Below are 19,848 nucleotides of genomic sequence, written 5' to 3' on the forward strand. Positions count from 1 at the left end.
CCCGTGGAGGTTTCGTCGTCTGCCACCCCCGGCCGGTGCCGGGGGCTATCAAGGAAGGGCCCCGATGAGCGGGACGAGCGCCTGCGTGAGCCCCGAATGCGGGGGTGCCTACGAGGACGTCGGCGGCGGAGAGCTGTACTGCGACACCTGCGGTCTGGCGCCGGTGTCGGGTGCGGGCGCCGCACTGTCCTCCCCGGCGACCAGCGTCACCGGTAGCCGGGACGGCGCAGGGGCGGACCGGGGCTCCGGGCGGGGTTCGGCAAGCGGCCCGGCTGGGCAGGGGTCGTCGGACGGCGGCTCCGGATCGGCGCGTTCGACCTCGGCCCGTTCCTCGTCCTCGCGTTCCTCGACTTCCCGGCGATCGGTGTCCGGACGCTTGTCACGGTCCTTGTCCGGCGCCGGTGCGTCCCGCTCGGTGTCGGTGCGCAGCTCGGGATCGGCCGCCAGCGCCTCGACCCGCAACCGTCTGGGCGCCGGTCTGGTCACAGTACCCGAGGTGCCGCGCCCGGACCCCTCGGCAGCGGTGCTCACCAACCCCGAAGTGCCGGAACGCAAGCGGTTCTGCTCCCGTTCGGACTGCGGGGCCCCAGTGGGCCGCCTTCGGGGCGGCCGGCCCGGGCGCACCGAGGGCTACTGCACCAAGTGCGGCCATCCCTACTCCTTCGTGCCCAAGTTGCGGGCCGGGGACGTGGTGCACGGCCAGTACAAGGTGGCCGGCTGCCTCGCGCACGGTGGCCTGGGCTGGGTGTACCTCGCGGTGGACCGTGCGGTCTCGGACCGCTGGGTGGTGCTCAAGGGCCTGCTCGACACCGGGGATCAGGACGCGATGGCGGCGGCGATCTCCGAACGGCGGTTCCTCGCGGAGATCGAGCACTCCAACATCGTGCGGATCTACAACTTCGTCGAACATCTCGACCAGCGCACCGGTTCGCTCGACGGGTACATCGTCATGGAGTACGTGGGCGGCAAATCACTCAAGGAGATAGCCAACGCGCGGCGCACCCTGGACGGACGGCGCGATCCGCTGCCGGTGGAACAGGCCTGCGCCTACGGCATCGAGGCCCTGGAAGCCCTCGGTCACCTGCACAGCCGGAGTCTGCTCTACTGCGATTTCAAGGTCGACAATGCGATCCAGCAGCAGGACCAACTGAAGCTGATCGACATGGGCGCGGTGCGACGGATGGACGACGAGGAGTCGGCGATCTACGGCACGGTCGGCTACCAGGCACCGGAAGTGGCCGAAGCCGGCCCGTCGGTGGCATCCGACCTCTACACAGTGGCGCGCACGCTGGCGGTCCTGACCTTCGATTTCCAGGGGTACACCAATGTCTTCGTCAACAGCTTGCCGGACCCCGAGCACATCGAGGTCTTCCGCCGGTACGAGTCCTTCTACCGACTGTTGGTACGGGCAACCGACCCGGACCCGGCACGTCGCTTCGCCTCGGCGCAGGAGATGGCCGAGCAGCTGACGGGGGTGCTGCGGGAGGTGGTGGCCCTGCAGAGCGGCCGGCCACGGCCGCAGCTGTCCAGCCTGTTCGGCCCCGAACTCAAGGTGGCGGACACCCAGCTGTTCGCCGACCCCGTCAAGGACGTGTCCGTGCTGGGCGCCCGGCCGCCGGCCGGTACCGTGCACCAGGGCTCCCCCGCCGAGCCACCGCGCATGGCCACCGCCCTCGGGGCGACGGGCATCGTGGGGCCGCCGGGCGCGCCACCGCTGGGCGCCACCGAAACACACCGCTCGCTCCCGACCGCAGCGCACGGCGCCGCCGTGTCGGGCCCCGGGGCCGGCACCGCGGGCACCGCGCTGCTCGTCCCTGCGGGAGGGGGCGCCCCCGTGCCGGACGGTGGCGCGGCCCATCTCGCCGCGCTCGACGCGGGCTCGGCGGCGCTCACCCTCCCGGCGCCGCTGGTCGACCCGCAGGATCCCAATGCGGGCTTCCTGGCCGGACTCATGGCTTCCGCTCCGGCCGAGCTGGTGGGTGCGCTCCGGGCGGCGCCCACGGACTCGGTCGAGCTGCGACTGCGCGAATTGCGGGCCCATCTGGAGCGGGGTGAGCCCGACCTGGCCCTGGCGGTCCTCCAGGGCCTGGAAGGGAGCCATCTGGACGACTGGCGGGTGGTGTGGGCCCGCGGTGTGCTGGCACTGGTCACCGACGACCGGGAGAGCGCGGCGCTCTCCTTTGACGCGGTTTACGACGCCTTCCCCGGCGAACCCGCGCCGAAGTTGGCGCTCGCGGTGTGCGCGGAGATCCTCGGGCAGCTGGACAACGCGGCCGAGTACTACCAACTGGTGTGGGTGACCGACCCCGGCTTCGTCAGCGCCGCCTTCGGTCTCGCCAGGGTCCAGCTGGCGACGGGGGACCGGGCCGGCGCGGTGAGTACGCTGGAGTCGGTACCGGAGTCCTCCATCCACTACACGGCGGCCCGCATCGCGGCGGTGCGTGCGCGGTTGCGCGGGCGGCCCGCCGGGCAGGCGCTGGGGCTCGAACTGGCTGCCGCGGCCGGACAGGTCGAGGCGCTTGGCGAGTTCGGCCTGGACACGGTGCGGCGTGAGCGGTTGGTGACCGAGGTTCTGGGCTCCGCGCTGGACTGGGTACTCTCCGGTAGCCGGGGTGCGAGCCCCGCAGCGACCATGCTGCTCGGCAGCCAACTTGACGAGCGCGGGCTGCGTTTCGGACTGGAGCGCTCCTACCGCGTACTGGCCAGGCTGGCGCAGCATGGCCAGGAGAGAATCGAACTGGTGGAGCGGGCCAACCGTTTCCGTCCCCGGACGTGGGTGTGAGTGATGGCGCAGAGGCACCAACTGTCGGCCTGCCCCAGCTGCGAGGAGCCGCTGGAGCAGGGCGACAGGTACTGCGGAGTGTGCGGGTACGACCTCTCGGCCGTGCCGCCGCCACCTGAGAACGCCCCCCTCGTGCCGCCGCCCGTACCCGCGGGCCGGCCCGGCGCGGGACCTCAGGTTCCCGCGCCCTCCCAAGGCCTCGGGACCGCCGGGCACCACGGTGGTCCACGCTCGGGCTACGGAATGCCGGACGAGTACCCGCTGGCCCCGCCGGTGGCCCCGCCGGCGGGCGACGGACCGGTGTGCGCTGCCTGCCGGGGTGGCCGGATCGACGCCGAGGGCTACTGCGAACGCTGCGGGCACGCCCAGCCGCCCGAGCGGGACCACTTCGAGCGGCAACTGGCAGGCGTCGCGGCGGTCAGTGACCGCGGACTGCGCCACCACCGCAACGAGGACTGCTTCGCCGTCCGGGAAACCGCTCTGCCGGACAGCTCACCAGCCACGATCGCGGTCGTCTGCGACGGCGTGTCCTCGGCCAGCCGACCCGACGAGGCATCCGAGGCCGCGGCCGAGGTGGCCGGGGAGGCGCTCCGGGTGGTCCTCGGCAACGGCGGTCACCCCCAGCAGGCCATGCACGACGCGATCATGGCTGCGGCGGAAGCCGTCAACCAGCTCGCCTCCGAACAGGGAGGCGAGGTGGAGCAGGACCCGCACCGCCAGCAGAACGCCCCGGCCTGCACCCTGGTCGGTGCCGTGGTCGCCAGCGGTCTGTTGATCATCGGCTGGGTGGGTGACAGCCGAGCCTACTGGGTCCCGGACGACCGCTCGCTCCCCCCGGCACGGCTGACGCAGGACGACTCCTGGGCGGCCCAGATGGTCGCTACCGGCCTGATGAGCGAAGCCGAGGCCTACGCCGACGTACGGGCCCACGCCATCACCGGTTGGCTCGGTGCCGACGCCTACGAGGTGGAGCCGCACACCGTCGCCTTCAAACCGGACCAACCGGGCGTGGTCGTGGTCTGCACCGACGGTTTGTGGAACTACGCGGAGTCGGCCGAGGAGATGGGGCGCCTGCTCCCCCTCGACGCGGCCCGACGGCCCCTGCACAGCGCGCAACTCCTCGTGGGACACGCCCTGGACGGTGGTGGCCACGACAACGTAACAGTGGCCGTTCTCCCGTTCGCGGTACCGCAGCCGGGGGCAGGATCGGCCTGACCGTCCGCCGGGTCCCCACGACCCGCCTCTGTCCGTGTCCGTACACGTCCGCGATCGTCCGCCTGCGCCCGGATCATCTGCGTATGAGCGGGAGTCCGGCGCTCAGCTCCCAGGAGACCGCTCCATGGCCAATTTCGCCAAGCCCAGCGCTCCGCGCTTCTCGGTCGAGGTGTACCAGAACGAATTCCTTCCGGAGGGCGGCCGAGAGGTCAACGCCATCGTGACGGTCACCTCGACCGGGGGTGGGACCGCAGGCGGCCGGGCGGCCATGGCCGCGGCAGTTCGGCCCGCGGAGCAGGAGATCGGCACGGGCCCGACGCGGAGGTCGGCGGCGGTCGTGCTCATGGTCGACTGCTCGGGCTCGATGGACCACCCGCCGGACAAGCTGCGCGGCGCCCGTGCGGCCACCGCCGCCGCCGTCGACGTCCTGCGTGACGGCACCGAGTTCGCAGTGGTGGACGGCACCCACGTGGCCCGCGAGGTCTACCCCGGTGGCGGCCGGCTGGCGATCGCCGACCAGGAGACCAAATCCCTGGCCAAGCAGGCGCTGCTCCGCCTCAGGGCGGGCGGTGGAACGGCGATCGGAAGCTGGCTGCGGCTGGCCGACCGGCTGCTGGACACCGCCGGATCGAGCATCCGGCACGGCATCCTGCTCACCGACGGCCGCAACGAGCACGAGACCCCCCAGGAGCTGAGGGCCGCGCTCGACGCCTGCGCGGGTCGCTTCACCTGCGACGCCCGCGGAGTGGGCACCGACTGGGAGGTCAAGGAGGTCACGGGCATCGCGACCGCGCTGCTCGGCACCGCCGACATCGTGGCCGACCCCTCGGGGTTGGAGGCGGATTTCCGGCAGATGATCGAAGGGGCGATGGACAAGGCCGTGGCGGACGTCGCGCTGCGCCTGTGGACACCGGTCGGAGCGGAGATCACCTTCGTCAAGCAGGTGGCGCCCTCGATGGTCGACCTCACCGGACGGCGCACCCCGGCCGGTGCCCGCGCCGGCGACTATCCGACCGGCTCGTGGGGGGACGAGTCCCGCGACTACCACCTCAGCCTGCGGGTGCCGGCGGCCGAGGTCGGCCAGGAGATGCTCGCCGCCCGGGTCTCTCTGATCCTCCCCGACCCGGTGGGCGGGGCACCGGTCGTACTGTCCCGGGCACTGGTCCGCGCGGTATGGACGAAGGACGTCGCCGCCTCCACCGCCATCCATGCTCAAGTGGCGCATTACACAGGGCAGGCCGAGCTCGCCGCCGCCGTCCAAGACGGCCTCAAGGCCCGCAAAATGGGAGATTTCGACGGTGCCACGGCCAAGCTGGGGCGAGCCGTGCAGTTGGCGAGTGTGTCCGGCAACGAGGACACTGCGAAACTGCTTGCGAAGGTAGTCGACGTGGTCGATGCCCCGACCGGTACTGTGCGGCTGAAGGCAAAGGTTGCGGACGCGGACGAGATGACCCTCGAAACGCGCTCGACCAAGACCGTCCGCGTCAAGAAGACGTGACCGGGGTACGAGCACAAGCCGGCGCCAGCCGGCAGGCACGACTCGCAGGCGACAAGAACACAGCACAACCGAGCAACACCTGAAGTGGGCGGCCCTAGGGCCGGTCAGAGGAAGGGGGAAGGGCCGACATGCCGACATGCCCTAACGGACACCAGTCGGGAGCTGACGACTGGTGCGAGGTCTGCGGCCATCGCATGGCCGGAACGGGCGCGGCGGCGGGCGCCATGCCCGGCCCCACCCCGCCGCCCGCACACGGCTACGGGTTCCCGCCGGCCGGTGGCGACGCCACCCAGGCCGCCGAGCTCTGCCCGCAGTGCCGAACCCCCCGCGAGGCGATGGCGCCCTTCTGCGAAGAGTGCCGCTACAACTTCCTCACGCGCTCGGCCACCGCCTACAACCCCGCGGCGCCCCCCGGTGGCGGACGCGCCCCGATGCCCGGTGCCGGCTACCCCCAGCAGCCGCAGCCCCCACAGGACGGCTACGACTACCAGGGCTCACGCCCCTCACAGCTCAACCGCCCGGCTGAGCCGCTGGCCCAGGAGCAGCCCTACCAGCAACAGCCCGGCCCCGTCGGCTACCCCCAGCAGGGACGGCACCCCGGCCAGCCGCAGGCCCCACAGCACCACGACGCAGGCGCCGGCACCTTCGGCGACGACTGGATGCTCCCGCCGCCCGGCGGCACCCAGGCGCCCCAGCAGCAGGGCCACCCGGGCCAACAGCACCAGGGCTACCAGCAACACCAGCAGCCACAGCACCAGCACCAGCACCAGCAGCCCGGCCAGTACCAGGGCGGCGGACAGGCGGCCGGCGGCGGACCAGGCTCCTGGTACCTCACCATCGCCCCGGACCGCGACTACTTCATGGCGATGATGCAGCGCAGCGGCCCGGAAGCCGCGGGGCTCAACCTCCCCGCGTACTCGCCGGAGAAGCAGCTCCCCCTGTCCGGCAGCCAGATCACCATCGGCCGTCGCCGCAACTCCACCGGCGCCTCCCCCGACATCGACCTGTCGGTGCCGCCGGAGGACCCCGGTGTCTCGCACCAGCACGCCGTACTCGTCCAGCAGCCCGACGGCAGCTGGGCCGTCGTCGACCAGAACTCGACCAACGGCACGACGATCAACGGGGGCGAGGAGTCCCTCCAGCCCTACACGCCCATCCCGCTCCGCGAAGGAGACCGGGTCCACGTGGGCGCCTGGACGACGATCACCATCCGACGCGGCTGAGACACCGCACGGAAACGGTCCGACGGAAAGGCGGGGGAGGACGCCCTAGGGCTCCTCCCCCAACGACCAGGCGTACGGCCCTTCGGGGTCGTCCAGCCACGCCCACTGGCGCCCCTCCCGCACCGTCACCCCGAACCGCTCCCGCGCCGGCCGCCGCTCGCGACGCCACAGCTCCACCGCCTCCCGCGGCCCGAGCCCTCCCGCGCCGGCCGTCAGCGTCAACAGGAAGTGGAAACGCTCGTTTTCGAGCGCCTCGGTCGGCAAGCCACCTCCGCAACGCACACTGAGCGGCGTGTCGTGCAGCCCGCCGCGCAGCGGAACGAAGTACGCCGACGCGTGCAGGAACCGCCCCTCGGCGAAACCCTCCCCCCGCACCTCCAGGGCGACCAGGCCGGTGGAGAGCGGCGCCAGGATGCGGGCGCCGGGACGGCACTGCGCCACCCAGGCGTGGGGTATCCGCTTCAACGTGCACGTGGCGATGATCCGGTCAAAGGGAGCGCGCGCCGGACAGCCACGGGCCCCGTCGCCGGTGATCACGACCGGGTGGTAGCCGAGCAACGCCAGATGGGCCCGCGCGGACTCGGTGATCTCCGGATCGAGGTCCACGGTGCTCACCCGCCGATCACCGACCCGGTGGCACAGCAGCGCCGCGTTGTAGCCGGTGCCCGCACCGATCTCCAGCACCTCGTCCCCGTCCCGTACCTCCAGCGCGTGCAGCATCGTGGCCATCAAGGAGGGCTGGCTGCTGGAGGACAGCAGCTCACCGTCCCGCAGCCGGGTGGCGAGCGGCGCGTCCTCGTAGACCCCGCGCAGCCAGCGGGCCCGCTGCTGCGGATCGGGGTCCTCACCCCACAGCCGCTCGTAGCCCGCCCCCCGCGGTACGTAGTAGTACGGCACGAAAACGTGGCGCGGCACCGCCTCGAAGGCGGCCCGCCACATCGGATCGGGCAACGCGCCGGCAGCGGCGAGCTCCTGCACCTGGGCGGCGTGCGCAGCTTCCTGCGCGTTCAGCGAGGGCATGCTTCCACTGTGCTGCCGGAGCGAGGCGAAGGCGAACCCCGGGAGCTGACGTGGCCCTGCCAGCAGCGCTGGGCTCGCTCGGGACGACGAGGCCCAGTCCCGTCCCGCGGTACCCGGTGGACAGCCCCAGGACCGGGGTCCTCCGTCCGGGCGTCTGAGACGATGGTCGGGTGAATGAGATTCCGCACGGCACCGTCCAGGAGCAGACCTTCTTCGAACAGGTCGGGGGCGAAGGCACCTTCCGCCGGCTCGTCCACCGCTTCTATCAGGGGGTCGCTGAGGACCCGCTGCTGCGGCCGATGTACCCCGAAGAGGACCTCGGTCCCGCCGAGGAACGGCTGGTGCTGTTCCTCATCCAGTACTGGGGAGGGCCGCGCACCTACAGCGACAACCGCGGGCACCCCCGCCTACGGATGCGCCACGCACCGTTCGCGGTGGACCAGGCCGCCCACGACGCCTGGCTCCGCCACATGCGGGACGCGGTCGACGAACTGGGGCTCCCCACTGAACAGGAACAGCAACTGTGGAAGTACCTCACCTACGCCGCCGCCTCCATGGTGAACACCGCCGGCTGAGGAAGTGACCCCCGAGGGGCGCCCCGGGACCCCGGCTCAGAGCGGACGGACCTGAAGCGCACCCAAGGCGCCGCCCGGTCGCCGCGTGGCCACCGAGCCGTACGGGGTGCGCAGCCGCAGCCAGCCGCCTGCCGCCAGGAGCGCCGGGGCCTGCGGTTGCGGCCCGGCGGCGTCCGGTGCGGGCACGGTGGCCCGCACCGGACGCAGAAAGCCCAGCGCCTGGGCGGCGTGCACGGCCCTCAGCGGCAGCTCGGTCCCTCCCAGCGTGCGGGACCAGATCTCCCGGCCGATACGATCGCGCTCCGCGCGGTTGCGCCGCTCTGCCGGCAGCGCCTCGTCCCGGGCCCGGAACTCGGCGACCGCCGCACCGACCGCGCCACGCATGGCGTCCGAACCCGGCAATCCCGGCAGCTCGCGCCAGCCCCCGCGCGGTGGCAGGACCCCGGCCCACGGCGGGCCGGTGACGGCCCCGGGGATCTGGACGGTGCCGGACGTCTCCTCGACCGCCTCCAGCAGTTCACCCGCCGACACCGTGCGGTCCAAGATCGCCGCTTCGGCCAGCCGGGCAGTACGGATCGCCAGCACCTCGAAGGAGGGTGGACGGCCGAAGACGGCCAGCGCACCCCCGCCGGCCTGCAGCCGTACCGCAGCGGCCCGGTCGTAGTGCACCAACCGCCCCAGGAAGGCGGCGAGGTCCGCCGCCTCCCCGGAATCAGCGAGGAGCACCACGGGCGCGGTCACGGTCATGCGCCGCCGGCCCCCTTCGGAGCCGCACGGGGGCCGTCGGGCAGCCCCTCGTCGTCGAGGTACTTCTCCAGGAAGTGCCGTTCCTCGACGCTGATGCGGCGCGGCCGGCCCTGCGCGAGGTTGTAGGGAACGACGACGGTGGAGGCCTTGACGTACACCTTCTCGGGCTCCTCCGCCGTCGCCTCGTCCTTGACCTCGTAGCCGATCGTGAGGGAAGCGGCGCCTATCCGCGTCACCCACGACTCGATGAGCACCGGCTCGTGCCGGTGGACGAGGGGCAGCTTGTAGTCGATCTCGTGACGGGCCACGACGGATCCACCGGTGAAGGACTCGCTGCCCTCCCCCGGCGCAAGCCGGAACATGAAGTCGATCCGGGCCTCCTCCAGGTAGCGGAGGAAGACCACGTTGTTGACGTGCCCGAAGGCATCCATGTCCGACCAACGCAGGGGGCAACGGTAGATATGACGGGCCATGCTCGATCAGCCCCGGGTGAGCTTCTTGTAGGTGGCGCGGTGCGGACGGGTCGCGTCCGGGCCGAGCCGCTCGATCTTGTTCTTCTCATAGGACTCGAAGTTGCCCTCGAACCAGAACCACTTCGACTCGCCCTCGTACGCCAGGATGTGCGTGGCGACTCGGTCCAGGAACCAGCGGTCGTGGGAGACGACCACGGCGGCGCCGGGGAAGTCGAGGAGCGCGTTCTCCAGGGAGGAGAGCGTCTCGACGTCCAGGTCGTTGGTCGGCTCGTCGAGCAGCAGCAAGTTGCCGCCCTGCTTGAGGGTGAGCGCGAGGTTCAGTCGGTTGCGCTCACCGCCGGAGAGGACTCCGGCCGGCTTCTGCTGGTCCGGGCCCTTGAAGCCGAAGGCGCTGACGTACGCGCGGGAGGGCATCTCCACCTGGCCCACGTTGATGTAGTCCAGCTCGTCGGAGACGACGGCCCACAGCGTCTTCTTGGGGTCGATGTTGGCGCGCGACTGGTCCACGTAGCTGATCTTGACGGTGTCGCCGACCTTGATCTCACCGGAGTCCGGCGTCTCCAGGCCCTGGATCATCTTGAACAGCGTGGTCTTGCCGGCGCCGTTCGGGCCGATGACGCCGACGATGCCGTTGCGCGGCAGGGTGAAGGACAGGTCGTCGATCAGGACCTTGTCACCGAAGGCCTTGGAGAGGTTGGAGACCTCGACCACGATCGAGCCCAGGCGCGGACCCGGCGGGATCTGGATCTCCTCGAAGTCCAACTTACGCATCTTGTCGGCCTCGGCAGCCATCTCCTCGTAGCGAGCGAGACGGGCCTTGGACTTGGCCTGACGGCCCTTGGCGTTGGAGCGGACCCACTCCAGCTCCTCCTTGAGGCGCTTCTGGCGCTTCTCGTCCTTCTTGCCCTCGACCTTCAGGCGCTCGGACTTCTTCTGGAGGTACGTGGAGTAGTTGCCCTCGTAGGGGATGGCACGGCCGCGGTCCAGCTCCAAGATCCACTCGGCCACGTTGTCCAGGAAGTACCGGTCGTGGGTGATCGCCACGACGGTGCCCTTGTACTGCGCCAGGTGCTGCTCCAGCCAGTTCACCGACTCGGCGTCGAGGTGGTTGGTGGGCTCGTCCAGGAGCAGCAGGTCGGGGGCTTCGAGCAGCAGACGACACAGGGCCACTCGGCGCTTCTCGCCACCGGACAGGGTGGTGACCGGCCAGTCGGCGGGCGGGCAACCCAGCGCGTCCATGGCCTGTTCCAGCTGGGCGTCGAGGTCCCAGGCGCCTGCATGGTCCAGGTCCTCCTGGAGCTTGCCCATCTCCTCCATGAGCTCGTCGGTGTAGTTGACCGCCATCTCCTCGGCGATCGCGTTGAACCGGTCGAACTTGCCCTTGATCTCCGCCACACCGTCCTGGACGTTCTCCAGGACGGTCTTGGACTCGTCGAGCTTGGGCTCCTGCATGAGGATGCCCACGCTGTAACCGGGCGAGAGGAAGGCGTCGCCGTTGGAGGGCTGCTCGATACCCGCCATGATCTTCAGAACGGTGGACTTACCGGCACCGTTCGGGCCGACCACACCGATCTTCGCGCCGGGCAGGAAGTTCAAGGTGACGTGATCAAGGATCACCTTGTCGCCGTGCGCCTTGCGCGTCTTGCGCATGGTGTAGATGAACTCAGCCAAGAGAAACCGTCCGGCAGATCGATGGGTGGGCAGATACATCCCATACTGCCGTACGTCGCTCCCCGGGGGGAAACCCGTATGGTCAGCACCCCTGATCCGGGGTACCACGGGCAGCGGGCCCCGCGTACCGCCCGACTTCGGGGTACGCGACGCCCCGGGGCGTCGGCCGCGGTGGCCCGGCAAAGGGTTGGAGACGGGCCGCCGGGGTCGCGGTCACGCGCGCTCGCGCGGGCCGCTGGCCGGGGTCGGCGGACGTGGCTGCGGACCTCAGGAAGGGCCCCAGTGGGCGGGTCGGGAGAGTGCGGCGGGTATCCGGGTGTCCGCGTCGCCGTGGGCCGCGTTGAGCTGGGCCTGGGTGAGGAAGACGCTGTCCGTCAGGTCGGCGCCCCGGAGGTCTGCGGCGCGGAGGTCGGCGCCTATGAGGTCAGCCGCCCGCAGATCGGCCCTCCGCAGGTCTGCACCTATGAGGTAAGCCCCTCGGAGGTTGGCTCCGCGCAGGTCCGCCGCCACGAGGCTCCTGCCCATGAGATCGGCTCCACGATGGTTGCGCGGTCGGCCCGGAGCGGTGGCCCGGATCAGTTCGGCGGTTCGGGAGAACAGCGCACCGGCCTCGGCGCGCAGCGCCCCCACGTCGATCGCGGCGAGCTCCTGCGCACTGCCGAGCGTCATCGACTCGATGCGTTCTCGCAGGTCCCGCACCTTCCCGTGCAGGGGCCGGGCCGGGGCGTGCCGGAGGGCATCGGCGAGATACCACAGCAGTTCGTGCAGCTGGTGCATGACGGGGAACGCCCTGAACATGTCGGCGGCGCTGCCCGGGGCGGTACGCCAGTCCTCACCACCGAAGGTGATCTGCGACACCTTCTGCCCCGCGCCGAAGCAGTCGAACGCGGTGCAGCCGCGGTACCCGTCCTCCCGCAGCCGACTGTGGATCCCGCACCGGAAGTCACTGCGCAGGTTGCCGCAGGGCCTGCCGGCCGGCTTGTCGACGGCGAAGTCAGCCGAGGCGGCGAAGGGCAGGGCTACGCAGCACAGCCCGAAACAACTGCCGCAGTCCGCCATGAGGTCCTGGCCGGCTCCGCCGTCCGTCTGGGCCGCTGGCACCGGGGAGAGCTCCGGCATCCGGTGGGCCACCGCCTCGGCCGAGGGCCTCGAAGAAGGACGGGCTATGGCTGACTGGGCACGATCGGACACCGGCTGGCTCCCCTGGACTCGGCGAGCGCCCTCCCTTCGGCGTGCTCGCATGAGGAGCCATTGTCGCCCCCTGCCCGTAGCCCGAACCGATCAGCCGACCGCCTCGTCCTCCGGGTTCGGCCGGGGACGGAGCAGGAAGACCACCGCGCCGCCGAGGACGACCAGGCCGACAGCGACGAACGCGATGACCGGAGTGGCACTGGAGCTACCGGTATCGGCAAGGTTGTCCGGGGCGGGGGAGGGCGAGGCCACGGTCATCGGATGCAGCCCGCCCGTGTTCTGCGCGAGCTCACCCACGGCATCCTCACCGACCCAGGTGACGGTGAGCGTGGCGGTCACGGTGGCCACGGAGGAGCCCGCCAGGATCTGGGGCAGGGCCCCGCTCGTGGCCTCTTCTCCCTCGCTGGTGAACAGTCGCCCGACCGGCACCTGTGCGGCAGCTTGCGCGGTGAGCCTCGCCGTACCGGCCGGTGTCCCCTCGGGGACATGGACGTACAGCTGTGCGCCGCCGCCCGCCTGGGTCAGCTCGCCGCCGCCCTTGCCCACGATCTTGACTCCGCTCTCGACCGCTTCCGGGTCGAGCGAGAGGGTGACCTCCTGGGCACCCGTGTGCAGGAGGAGCGGACCGGTGCTCGCCCCCGCCCGGGCCGGGGCCGGCAGGCCGGTCAGGGTCAGTGAGGGAGGGGGCTCGGGAAGGTACTTCGCCCGGGCTTGGAGGTGGTCCGCCAGTTTTTCCGCTGCCTTGTCGACCGCCTCGACGTCCGCCCCGTCCACCAGCCGCCAGATGGCAACCTGGGTGCCGGCAGCGGCTGCCTCCTCGCTCAACGGTCCGCTGCCCGCTGCGCGAGCCAGCTCACGCAGGTCGTTCACCTGCGGGTAGGAGTGCCGCAGCACCCATGCGGCCCGCCCCAGGGCCTTTCTCGTCGAGCTCGTTGAGCCGCTTGCGCGCGCCCAGGGGGTCTCGGCGTACCGCACCTCCTGTTGAGCAGGCTGCCGTACCCGGATGCCGTAGGTCTGGAGCGATCCGCCGCCTTCGACGTGCATGTCGTACAAGCCCGCCGGTATTCGAAGGTCGCCGTCGGTGCCGTGCAGGACGGCCTGTCCGAACACCTTCATGCCTTCGGCCGTCGCGCTCGCGCCCTCAGCGCTTCGTGCGGCGTCTGCGGCGGCGCCACCGGCCGGCCCCAGGGCTGCGAGCCCGACCACCGAGAGCACCGCACCCGCGCGGGTGGCGGAGAGGCGCAGGGATTGACAAGCGGAACGCGCAACAGGCGCAGAGAACACAGTTTCCCCTCGACGCGAGGTATGTCCGTGAGTACCCGCGCATCCTAGCCCCCGCCCACTCTCGAACGGTCAGCTGGTCAATACCCCCTGAGGCTCTGTCAGTGCGGCCGGGCCCTTCAGTGCCCGGCGAAAGGCCGAGGTGCCCCGCGTCAGGTCATGCCCCACCGCAAGCGCATCGATATCGGCTGAGATCCATCGCTTGCCCTCGCTCTGGACTTCGTCGCGGATGCGCAACCGACCGAGCACGATCAGCGGCTCCCCGATCGACACGGAACCGGCCACATTGGCCGCCAGACCGCGATGGGCCCAGACGGTGTAGAAGCTGGTGGGACCGGTGAGCCAACTGTTTCGGCGTCGATCCCAGCGCCGCTCGGCCACCGCGAAACGGAACCTTGCGACCGGCCCCGTGACGGCCTCCTTGAAGTCCACTCTCGTCGCCACGTGACCCACCAGCGTCAACAGGCTCTGCACCACCAGGACCATCCCCTCTCCCCCTTGGTGGCCGATATTCATCGGCCGGGGATCCGCGTCTCGGATCCCCTCGAAGAGAGTGACTCCAGCAACCGAACTCTGCTGGCGCCTGTGGATTACTGACGGGCTGTGGACGATCCGGCCACCCGAACGTATTGCTCACGTACCTCCTGGTACCTCAACAGCTCTGCTGCCACCGGTTCCAGCACCCTGGCCCGCCCACAGCCAGCCGCAGCCTCCCGCAGGCACCGCTCGGCTTCCTGCCCGTATCTGCGAGCCGGTCCACGCGCCGCGAGGGAGCAGGCCCACTCGACCAACGGGCCGCCCACGATCCCGGCAGCCATCAGCAGCACCGGCGGAAGCAGGTCGGGCGCCAGGACCCCCACGATCTGCCCGACCAGCCACAGGCCGCCGTACACCTGGAGCAGCGTCATGGAGACCTGCGCGAGGACGGCGGCCGGCCACCAGGCGGGCCGCGGCGGCTTCAGCGGCGGCCGATGGTCGGCACCCGCCGTGGCCGCCAGTTCGTCGAGGGCCTCGGGCAACTGCTCGGCTCCGCGTACCGCGGTCTCCCGAACGGCCTGCGCCCACGGTGTCGGTAGCCCGGCGGCGGCTTCGTCCGCGACGGTACGGACCGCCTGTTCCACACGTTGACGAGCGGTCACCTCCGCTTCCTCCGCGGTCGGCGGCGGATCCCCCAGCCGAGTCAGACGCTGAGGTGCGCGTCGTGCCCCGTACCACCGCCACAGCCGCAGCCAGGGCGTACCACAGGCCTTGCCCGCGTGGCGGCGCCAGGCCCGCTCCGCGGACTGGCCCAGGGCCCGGGCACCGACCGCCTCGGCGAGCCTGTCCTCGAACTCGGCACGGGTGGTCTCGCCGATCTCGGGTCGTCCGTCGGCGACGTACAGCGGGCGCAACCGCACGGCCGCCTGGTCCACGTCGGCCGACAACCGTCGGGTGGCAGCGCCCCGCTCCTGGGTGAACTGCCCGAGCAGCTCGCGCAGTTCCCCCACGCCCTCCCCGGTGAGGGCGGAGAGGGCGAGGACGGTCGCGCCCGGCTCGCCGTGTTCACCCAACGCCATACCGTCCTCGTCGAGGAGCCGACGCAGGTCGTCGAGGACGAGGTCGGCGGCGTCCGGTGGAAGCCGGTCGATCTGGTTCAACACGACGAAGGTGACCTCCGCATGCCCGGCCAGGGGGCGCAGATAGCGTTCGTGGATGACGGCATCCGCGTACTTCTCGGGATCGACGACCCAGATCACCGCGTCGACCAGCGCTAGGACGCGGTCGACGTGTTCGCGGTGCGCGACGACGGCCGAGTCGTGGTCGGGCAGGTCGATGAGGACCAACCCGCGCAGCGTGTCGTCGTTGTGCCCGGTCGGCCCCTGCATGGGCCTGCGGCGCAGCCGCCCCGGGATGGCCAGCCGGTCAAGCAGGCCGGCAGCCCCGTCGGTCCAACTGCACGCCACCGGAGCGGCCGTGGTGGGGCGACGCAGGCCGGTCTCGGAGATGTTCACCCCGGCGAGGGAGTTGAACAGGGTGGACTTGCCGCTTCCGGTGGCCCCGGCGATGGCCACGACCGTGTGCTGCGGCGAGAGTCCGCGACGGGCCGCCGCCTCGTCGAGGACGCGCCCGGCCTCCGCGAGGGTCTTTCCGTCCAGCCGGGTGCGGGAGAGGCCGACCAGTTGACGGAGCGCGTCGAGGCGGTGCCGCAGGGCTCGTGCGTCGGCATTGGGCCCTGACTCCGCACATCGCGGGGCGAAGCCACCGAACTCGTCGAGGCCGTCGAGGCCGGTCCCGCCGCCCGACGACCCGCCGTGGTCGCTCGTCGAGCCCCGGGCGCCTCCGGCCACCGCTCGTGCCAGCGCATCGGTCAGGTCGCTTCCGTCCGACCTGCCGACTGCACCACGTCGGCCCCCCGCCCCGAGGTCCGCCAGCTGGCCCAAACGGTCCATATCGCCCATACGATCCGGGGAGGAGGCGCGGTGCGCGCCCGCGGTTCGGTCGGTGTACACGTCAAGGTCCCTATCATTCAACGCGCGATGGCGATCCGCCGCGCCGCGACCGTCGAAGGGGCGACCGGCCCGCCGGGCCCGCGAGCTCTCCTGGTCGGCGGAGCGGCGCGCGATCAGCCCGTCGTCCCAGCGGTCGTCGGTGTGGTCGGAGACCTCGGTCATCGGATCACCTCTCCTTCTGAAGGACGGACAGTGCGGCGATCAGCTCGGACTGCGGCTCCGGGGTCACTTCGAGGGCGTCCAGGGGAGCGACCCTGCGGTCCCGTTCCGCCCGCAACACCCGGTCGAGGTGGGTACTGAGAAGCTCGCCACCGCGGTCTCGCAGCCGCAGAGCGCTCTGTGCGCCGGCGCGTTGAGCAAGTCGTTCACCGGCGGACCGGGCGCGCCGGCCACCGAGCAGGGCAGCCGCGAGGAGCGCCGCAACCACCTCGGCGTCCGGTGCGTTCGGGAGCTCCAGCGCGCGCAGTTCCTCCTCGGCGAGTTCCTCCAGCTCCCGACACCAGCGCCGCACCGACACGGCAATCCGTTCGCCCGATTCACGGTCCGGCTCCCTGGGTCGGACCGCCTGCGAGGCGGGTTCGTCGCGCCAGGCCTCGCCGATGCGCTCGTCGGCCGCCGCCACGGCGCACTGCAAGAGCGCGCCCAGACTGGCCGCCAGTGCGTCCAGGAGCTCCTCGGCGGTGCTGTCGAGGGGGAAGCCCCGCCAGGTGGTGAGGGCGTCGCCCGCGAGTACCGCACCGTCCTGAAGCCGCGACCGGACCCTGCGGCCCTCGTGCCGGTACGCCTCGTCGACAGCGACCGAAAGCCTCACCGAAGCGGCGTGTTGGGCCGCGACCGCGGAAGCCAGCTCCGGCATGCGGGCCCGCAGGGAGTCCAACACGCCGATCGCGGTTCGGCCGACCGCCTGCTGACGGGCGGCGGGGTCCTGCGCGTGGTGCGCCAACCACGCGTACAACGGGGCCACGGCGGTGGCCGGCAGCAGTCCCCCACCACCGGCCGACTCCGGGAGCTCGGGAACCGTGAAACGCGGTACCTCTCCAAGGCCCGCACGGGTGAGGAGGGCGGCGTACTGGTGGGAGACCTCGCCGATGACCTGATGGGGGACCCGGTCCAGTACCGTCACCAGGCTGACCTTGTACTCCTTGGCCGTGCGCAACAGATGCCAGGGGACGGCGTCGGCGTAGCGGGCAGCCGTGGTGACCATGATCCAGACGTCGGCCGCGCACATCAGTTCAGCGGCGAGCAGGCGGCTCTCGACGACCAAGGAGTCGATGTCCGGCGCGTCGAGCAGGGCGAGCCCGTGGGGCAGGCCGGCGGAGGTCTCGATCCGCAGGTCCCGCCCACCGCCGTCGGGGCGGGCACCGCCGTGCGGGCCGGCTCCGGGCCGAGTGCCGGCGGCGGGCAGCAGCGCGGGGCCGTCCTCCACGTCCTCCTCCCGGTGCGGCAACCACACCCGCATCAGGTCGGGCAGGATCCGCATCCCGGCGAACCAGTGATGGTCGTCGGGGTGACACACCAACACCGGGGTACGGGTCGTGGGCCGCAGCACTCCGGCTTCACTGACACGGCGGCCCACGAGCGAGTTGACGAGCGTCGACTTCCCCGCGCCGGTGGAGCCGCCGACGACCGCGAGGATCGGCGCCTCGGGGGCTTTGAGCCTGGGCATCAGGTAGTCGTCGAGCTGCGCCAGCAGTTCGGCTCTGGTCTGACGGGCACGTGGCGCCCCCGGAAGGGGAAGGGGGAGGCGCACGGAAGCGACCCGATCACGCAGAGCGGAGAGGGCGTCGAGCATCTGAGGCCGTACATCCAAGGTCACCACATGCGAAGAATGCCCAATTCTGAACACATTTTGAAGGATATAAGCGTTCTGCGCGCCGACCTGATGACGGCCGGATGATCACATGAACCGCGACCGGGACCCGAATGGCGCCATCCACGCACCCCGCGAACACAAACACCCACAACCACCCCTGGCCGAATACCGACTGACAATTCAGGACAGAAAGGGCTGATGGGGCGCAGGCATAACGACTGCACAACACCCGGGGCGGCGCGCGCCAAAAGCGGTGCGAGAATCGCACCTGCCTGCGATTATCGGGACCGCTTCACCGAACCTCCACAACGTGGCACGCGAGTGAAGCAACCGGGACAAGGTGGCCGGACCTCTATCCTTGACCCGGCGCGAACCGGAGCCCCACTCCACCGGGGCCCAGGCCGCCGCCATGGCCACATACCGGCCCCCGTAGCTCAGTGGATAGAGCAGGTGCCTTCTAAGCACTTGGCCGCAGGTTCGAGTCCTGCCGGGGGCACTCTCACGCCGCCACCTCGGACCCTCCCCCGAGAGGGCTTCTCCGCAGATCAGAGGAAGGCTAGCGTGGTGGGCGTAGCGCCGCCGTAAGCCGCGGACGCCCGCAGGAGTCCGGCGCCTGCCGCGCGCGGCCTGTCGGCGACGGGAACTCTCAGTGCAGAGCCAGCCAGCCGATCCCGGCGACGGCGACCGACCCCGCGGCGGCCAGTGCGAGGACACGGAAGCGCTGGAGCGTCATGGCGACGAGGCCCGCGGTGATGACGATCGCAGAAACCAGCGTCGGCACCCCGCTACAGTGCTCGATCGCCGCAGCCGAGGGCGACCGAGTCCGCGCTGAACTCCTGATGCTGTACTCCGGCACCCGCTACCTCGACATCGCACTCCTCGACGCCGGCGGCGGCATCGCACTCTACGCAGCATCAGGCACCGCCAGCCCCCTGGCCGAGGGCGCGCCGGAGCTGTACCCATCACCCTCGTTCAGTAAATCCGCGTCAGCGTGGCTCTTCACCATCGCCGCTGGGCACATCGCCGCTGGACACGCCACAGTTGTCCTCGCCCAGCAGGGCACAGGCACCGGCACGGTATACGCCCACACCACCTACCCCTGGCGCATGCGCCTCTACAACCTCGGCCCCGAACCAACCTGACCCCTTGACGCCCTCATCGCTTAGGCGGTGGGGGCGTCTTTGTCGCGTCCGGGGCCAGCGCTTTCCCAGCCACCTGCGGACGGCCATGCGGTCGACGCGCCGGGCGCTACCCGAGCGCGGCGCTGAGGCAGGCGCATCGCTGCTATCGGGCTGCGCGGTGGCGGGGTTTGACGGTGTCGAGGAGCACCCAGAGGCGACGTCCGTCAATGGCCGCGTCGGACCCGCAGCTGACCGTCCCTGCGAGCGCAGCGAGTTGGGTGAGGATCTCCTCACCATCCGGTGCGGGGGCGGGGTGGTGGCTGAGCGCGAGGACCAGCAGTTTGCCGTCCTGGTCCGCGAGGTGAATGCTGACGCGTTTCCCACCGTCGTGGCACACCGTGTTGGTGAGGAGGGTGACTGCGGTGGTGAGGACGTCGGCGTGGGGGCGGTCGTAGCCCCAGGCGCGGACGCTGGTCTCGACGTGGCGGGTGGCTTTCTGTGCGGCCCATTGGTTGGCCGGCAGAGTCCAGTTGGCGGCTCGCCGGTTTCGGACGGTCATGCGCACAGGGCGGCGGACGGCGGGGGTTCCCGCCCGGGCGTGCGTGTCGGGGCGGGGTGGTTCGACGGGCCGTTTGGGTGGGGGTGGTGTTCGTGGCGGGTAGGTCGGGGGGAGCTTCGGTCCCGCGTTGGTGGGCTCCATGGTGGCCTCCGGCGTGTGTGGTCGTGCCGGAGCCTACCCTCGGGGGTTG

At 71.2% G+C, this 19,848-nt stretch carries 17 protein-coding genes and 1 tRNA gene; 7 read left to right on the top strand and 11 right to left on the bottom strand.

Annotated features, from left to right (window positions below):
* Positions 1–64: 64 nt before the first annotated feature.
* The 4 genes from ACFYMC_RS05820 to ACFYMC_RS05835 all read left to right on the top strand — a co-directional run bounded on the left by ACFYMC_RS05820 (position 65) and on the right by ACFYMC_RS05835 (position 6,718).
* Positions 65–2,782, top strand: a complete 2,718-nt coding sequence (locus tag ACFYMC_RS05820) for a tetratricopeptide repeat protein (RefSeq protein ID WP_388519377.1) — start codon at positions 65–67, stop codon at positions 2,780–2,782.
* 3 nt (positions 2,783–2,785) lie between these two features.
* Positions 2,786–3,997, top strand: coding sequence for a PP2C family protein-serine/threonine phosphatase (locus ACFYMC_RS05825; RefSeq protein WP_388519380.1), 1,212 nt, complete (start codon positions 2,786–2,788; stop codon positions 3,995–3,997).
* 124 nt (positions 3,998–4,121) lie between these two features.
* A complete protein-coding gene (locus tag ACFYMC_RS05830; RefSeq protein WP_388519383.1) occupies positions 4,122–5,495 on the top strand; it encodes a hypothetical protein in 1,374 nt (457 codons plus the stop codon).
* A gap of 128 nt (positions 5,496–5,623) precedes the next feature.
* Complete coding sequence (locus ACFYMC_RS05835) at positions 5,624–6,718, top strand: FHA domain-containing protein (protein ID WP_388519385.1); 1,095 nt, start codon at positions 5,624–5,626, stop codon at positions 6,716–6,718.
* A 45-nt stretch (positions 6,719–6,763) separates the two neighbouring features.
* Here the strand turns inward: ACFYMC_RS05835 and ACFYMC_RS05840 are convergent, their stop codons facing one another.
* Positions 6,764–7,738 carry a methyltransferase domain-containing protein gene (locus ACFYMC_RS05840; RefSeq protein WP_388519388.1) on the bottom strand — a complete coding sequence of 325 codons (975 nt, stop codon included), beginning with the start codon at positions 7,736–7,738 and terminating at the stop codon, positions 6,764–6,766.
* Positions 7,739–7,908: 170 nt separating this feature from the next.
* Here ACFYMC_RS05840 and ACFYMC_RS05845 point away from each other — a divergent pair, with 170 nt between their 5' ends.
* A complete protein-coding gene (locus tag ACFYMC_RS05845) occupies positions 7,909–8,313 on the top strand; it encodes a globin (protein ID WP_388519391.1) in 405 nt (134 codons plus the stop codon).
* Between the two features lie 36 nt (positions 8,314–8,349).
* Here the strand turns inward: ACFYMC_RS05845 and ACFYMC_RS05850 are convergent, their stop codons facing one another.
* The 8 genes from ACFYMC_RS05850 to ACFYMC_RS05885 all read right to left on the bottom strand — a co-directional run bounded on the left by ACFYMC_RS05850 (position 8,350) and on the right by ACFYMC_RS05885 (position 17,975).
* Complete coding sequence (locus ACFYMC_RS05850; RefSeq protein ID WP_388519393.1) at positions 8,350–9,060, bottom strand: hypothetical protein; 711 nt, start codon at positions 9,058–9,060, stop codon at positions 8,350–8,352.
* A complete protein-coding gene (locus tag ACFYMC_RS05855; RefSeq protein ID WP_388519396.1) occupies positions 9,057–9,533 on the bottom strand; it encodes an acyl-CoA thioesterase in 477 nt (158 codons plus the stop codon). The genes ACFYMC_RS05850 and ACFYMC_RS05855 overlap by 4 nt, the downstream gene beginning before the upstream one ends.
* Positions 9,534–9,539: 6 nt before the next feature.
* A complete protein-coding gene (gene ettA, locus ACFYMC_RS05860) occupies positions 9,540–11,204 on the bottom strand; it encodes an energy-dependent translational throttle protein EttA (RefSeq protein ID WP_388519398.1) in 1,665 nt (554 codons plus the stop codon).
* Between the two features lie 267 nt (positions 11,205–11,471).
* Positions 11,472–12,323 (bottom strand): pentapeptide repeat-containing protein, encoded by an 852-nt coding sequence (locus tag ACFYMC_RS05865; protein ID WP_388519795.1) that lies wholly within the window; start codon positions 12,321–12,323, stop codon positions 11,472–11,474.
* A gap of 162 nt (positions 12,324–12,485) precedes the next feature.
* Entirely contained in the window at positions 12,486–13,679 is a 1,194-nt protein-coding gene (locus tag ACFYMC_RS05870; protein ID WP_388519401.1) for an LAETG motif-containing sortase-dependent surface protein, read from the bottom strand.
* A gap of 69 nt (positions 13,680–13,748) precedes the next feature.
* Entirely contained in the window at positions 13,749–14,192 is a 444-nt protein-coding gene (locus ACFYMC_RS05875; protein WP_388519404.1) for a single-stranded DNA-binding protein, read from the bottom strand.
* 74 nt (positions 14,193–14,266) lie between these two features.
* Positions 14,267–16,327 carry a GTPase gene (locus ACFYMC_RS05880; protein WP_388519407.1) on the bottom strand — a complete coding sequence of 687 codons (2,061 nt, stop codon included), beginning with the start codon at positions 16,325–16,327 and terminating at the stop codon, positions 14,267–14,269.
* A 4-nt stretch (positions 16,328–16,331) separates the two neighbouring features.
* Positions 16,332–17,975, bottom strand: coding sequence for an ATP-binding protein (locus ACFYMC_RS05885; RefSeq protein WP_388519798.1), 1,644 nt, complete (start codon positions 17,973–17,975; stop codon positions 16,332–16,334).
* Between the two features lie 426 nt (positions 17,976–18,401).
* On the opposite strand from ACFYMC_RS05885, the gene ACFYMC_RS05890 reads away from it, so the two are divergent.
* A tRNA-Arg gene (locus tag ACFYMC_RS05890) sits at positions 18,402–18,474 on the top strand.
* A 150-nt stretch (positions 18,475–18,624) separates the two neighbouring features.
* Here the strand turns inward: ACFYMC_RS05890 and ACFYMC_RS05895 are convergent.
* Complete coding sequence (locus ACFYMC_RS05895; RefSeq protein WP_388519409.1) at positions 18,625–18,759, bottom strand: hypothetical protein; 135 nt, start codon at positions 18,757–18,759, stop codon at positions 18,625–18,627.
* Here ACFYMC_RS05895 and ACFYMC_RS05900 point away from each other — a divergent pair.
* Positions 18,731–19,120 (top strand): hypothetical protein, encoded by a 390-nt coding sequence (locus tag ACFYMC_RS05900; RefSeq protein WP_388519412.1) that lies wholly within the window; start codon positions 18,731–18,733, stop codon positions 19,118–19,120. The two genes, ACFYMC_RS05895 and ACFYMC_RS05900, sit on opposite strands and share 29 nt — an antisense overlap.
* Before the next feature lie 142 nt (positions 19,121–19,262).
* On the opposite strand, the gene ACFYMC_RS05905 is transcribed toward ACFYMC_RS05900, so the two are convergent.
* Positions 19,263–19,658: a hypothetical protein gene (locus ACFYMC_RS05905; protein WP_388519414.1), complete on the bottom strand. Its 396-nt coding sequence runs from the start codon at positions 19,656–19,658 to the stop codon at positions 19,263–19,265.
* Positions 19,659–19,848: the final 190 nt, after the last annotated feature.

Origin of the sequence: Streptomyces sp. NPDC006879 (genome assembly GCF_042869595.1) — a bacterium.
Lineage (GTDB): Bacteria > Actinomycetota > Actinomycetes > Streptomycetales > Streptomycetaceae > Streptomyces.

Coding starts and splice junctions, on each gene's coding strand:
- ACFYMC_RS05820 (WP_388519377.1), top strand. CDS start 65: ATGAGCGGGACGAGCGCCTGCGTGAGCCCCGAATGCGGGGGTGCCTAC.
- ACFYMC_RS05825 (WP_388519380.1), top strand. CDS start 2,786: ATGGCGCAGAGGCACCAACTGTCGGCCTGCCCCAGCTGCGAGGAGCCG.
- ACFYMC_RS05830 (WP_388519383.1), top strand. CDS start 4,122: ATGGCCAATTTCGCCAAGCCCAGCGCTCCGCGCTTCTCGGTCGAGGTG.
- ACFYMC_RS05835 (WP_388519385.1), top strand. CDS start 5,624: ATGCCGACATGCCCTAACGGACACCAGTCGGGAGCTGACGACTGGTGC.
- ACFYMC_RS05840 (WP_388519388.1), bottom strand. CDS start 7,738: ATGCCCTCGCTGAACGCGCAGGAAGCTGCGCACGCCGCCCAGGTGCAG.
- ACFYMC_RS05850 (WP_388519393.1), bottom strand. CDS start 9,060: ATGACCGTGACCGCGCCCGTGGTGCTCCTCGCTGATTCCGGGGAGGCG.
- ACFYMC_RS05855 (WP_388519396.1), bottom strand. CDS start 9,533: ATGGCCCGTCATATCTACCGTTGCCCCCTGCGTTGGTCGGACATGGAT.
- ACFYMC_RS05865 (WP_388519795.1), bottom strand. CDS start 12,323: ATGCCGGAGCTCTCCCCGGTGCCAGCGGCCCAGACGGACGGCGGAGCC.
- ACFYMC_RS05875 (WP_388519404.1), bottom strand. CDS start 14,192: ATGAATATCGGCCACCAAGGGGGAGAGGGGATGGTCCTGGTGGTGCAG.
- ACFYMC_RS05880 (WP_388519407.1), bottom strand. CDS start 16,327: ATGACCGAGGTCTCCGACCACACCGACGACCGCTGGGACGACGGGCTG.
- ACFYMC_RS05900 (WP_388519412.1), top strand. CDS start 18,731: ATGACGATCGCAGAAACCAGCGTCGGCACCCCGCTACAGTGCTCGATC.
- ACFYMC_RS05905 (WP_388519414.1), bottom strand. CDS start 19,658: ATGACCGTCCGAAACCGGCGAGCCGCCAACTGGACTCTGCCGGCCAAC.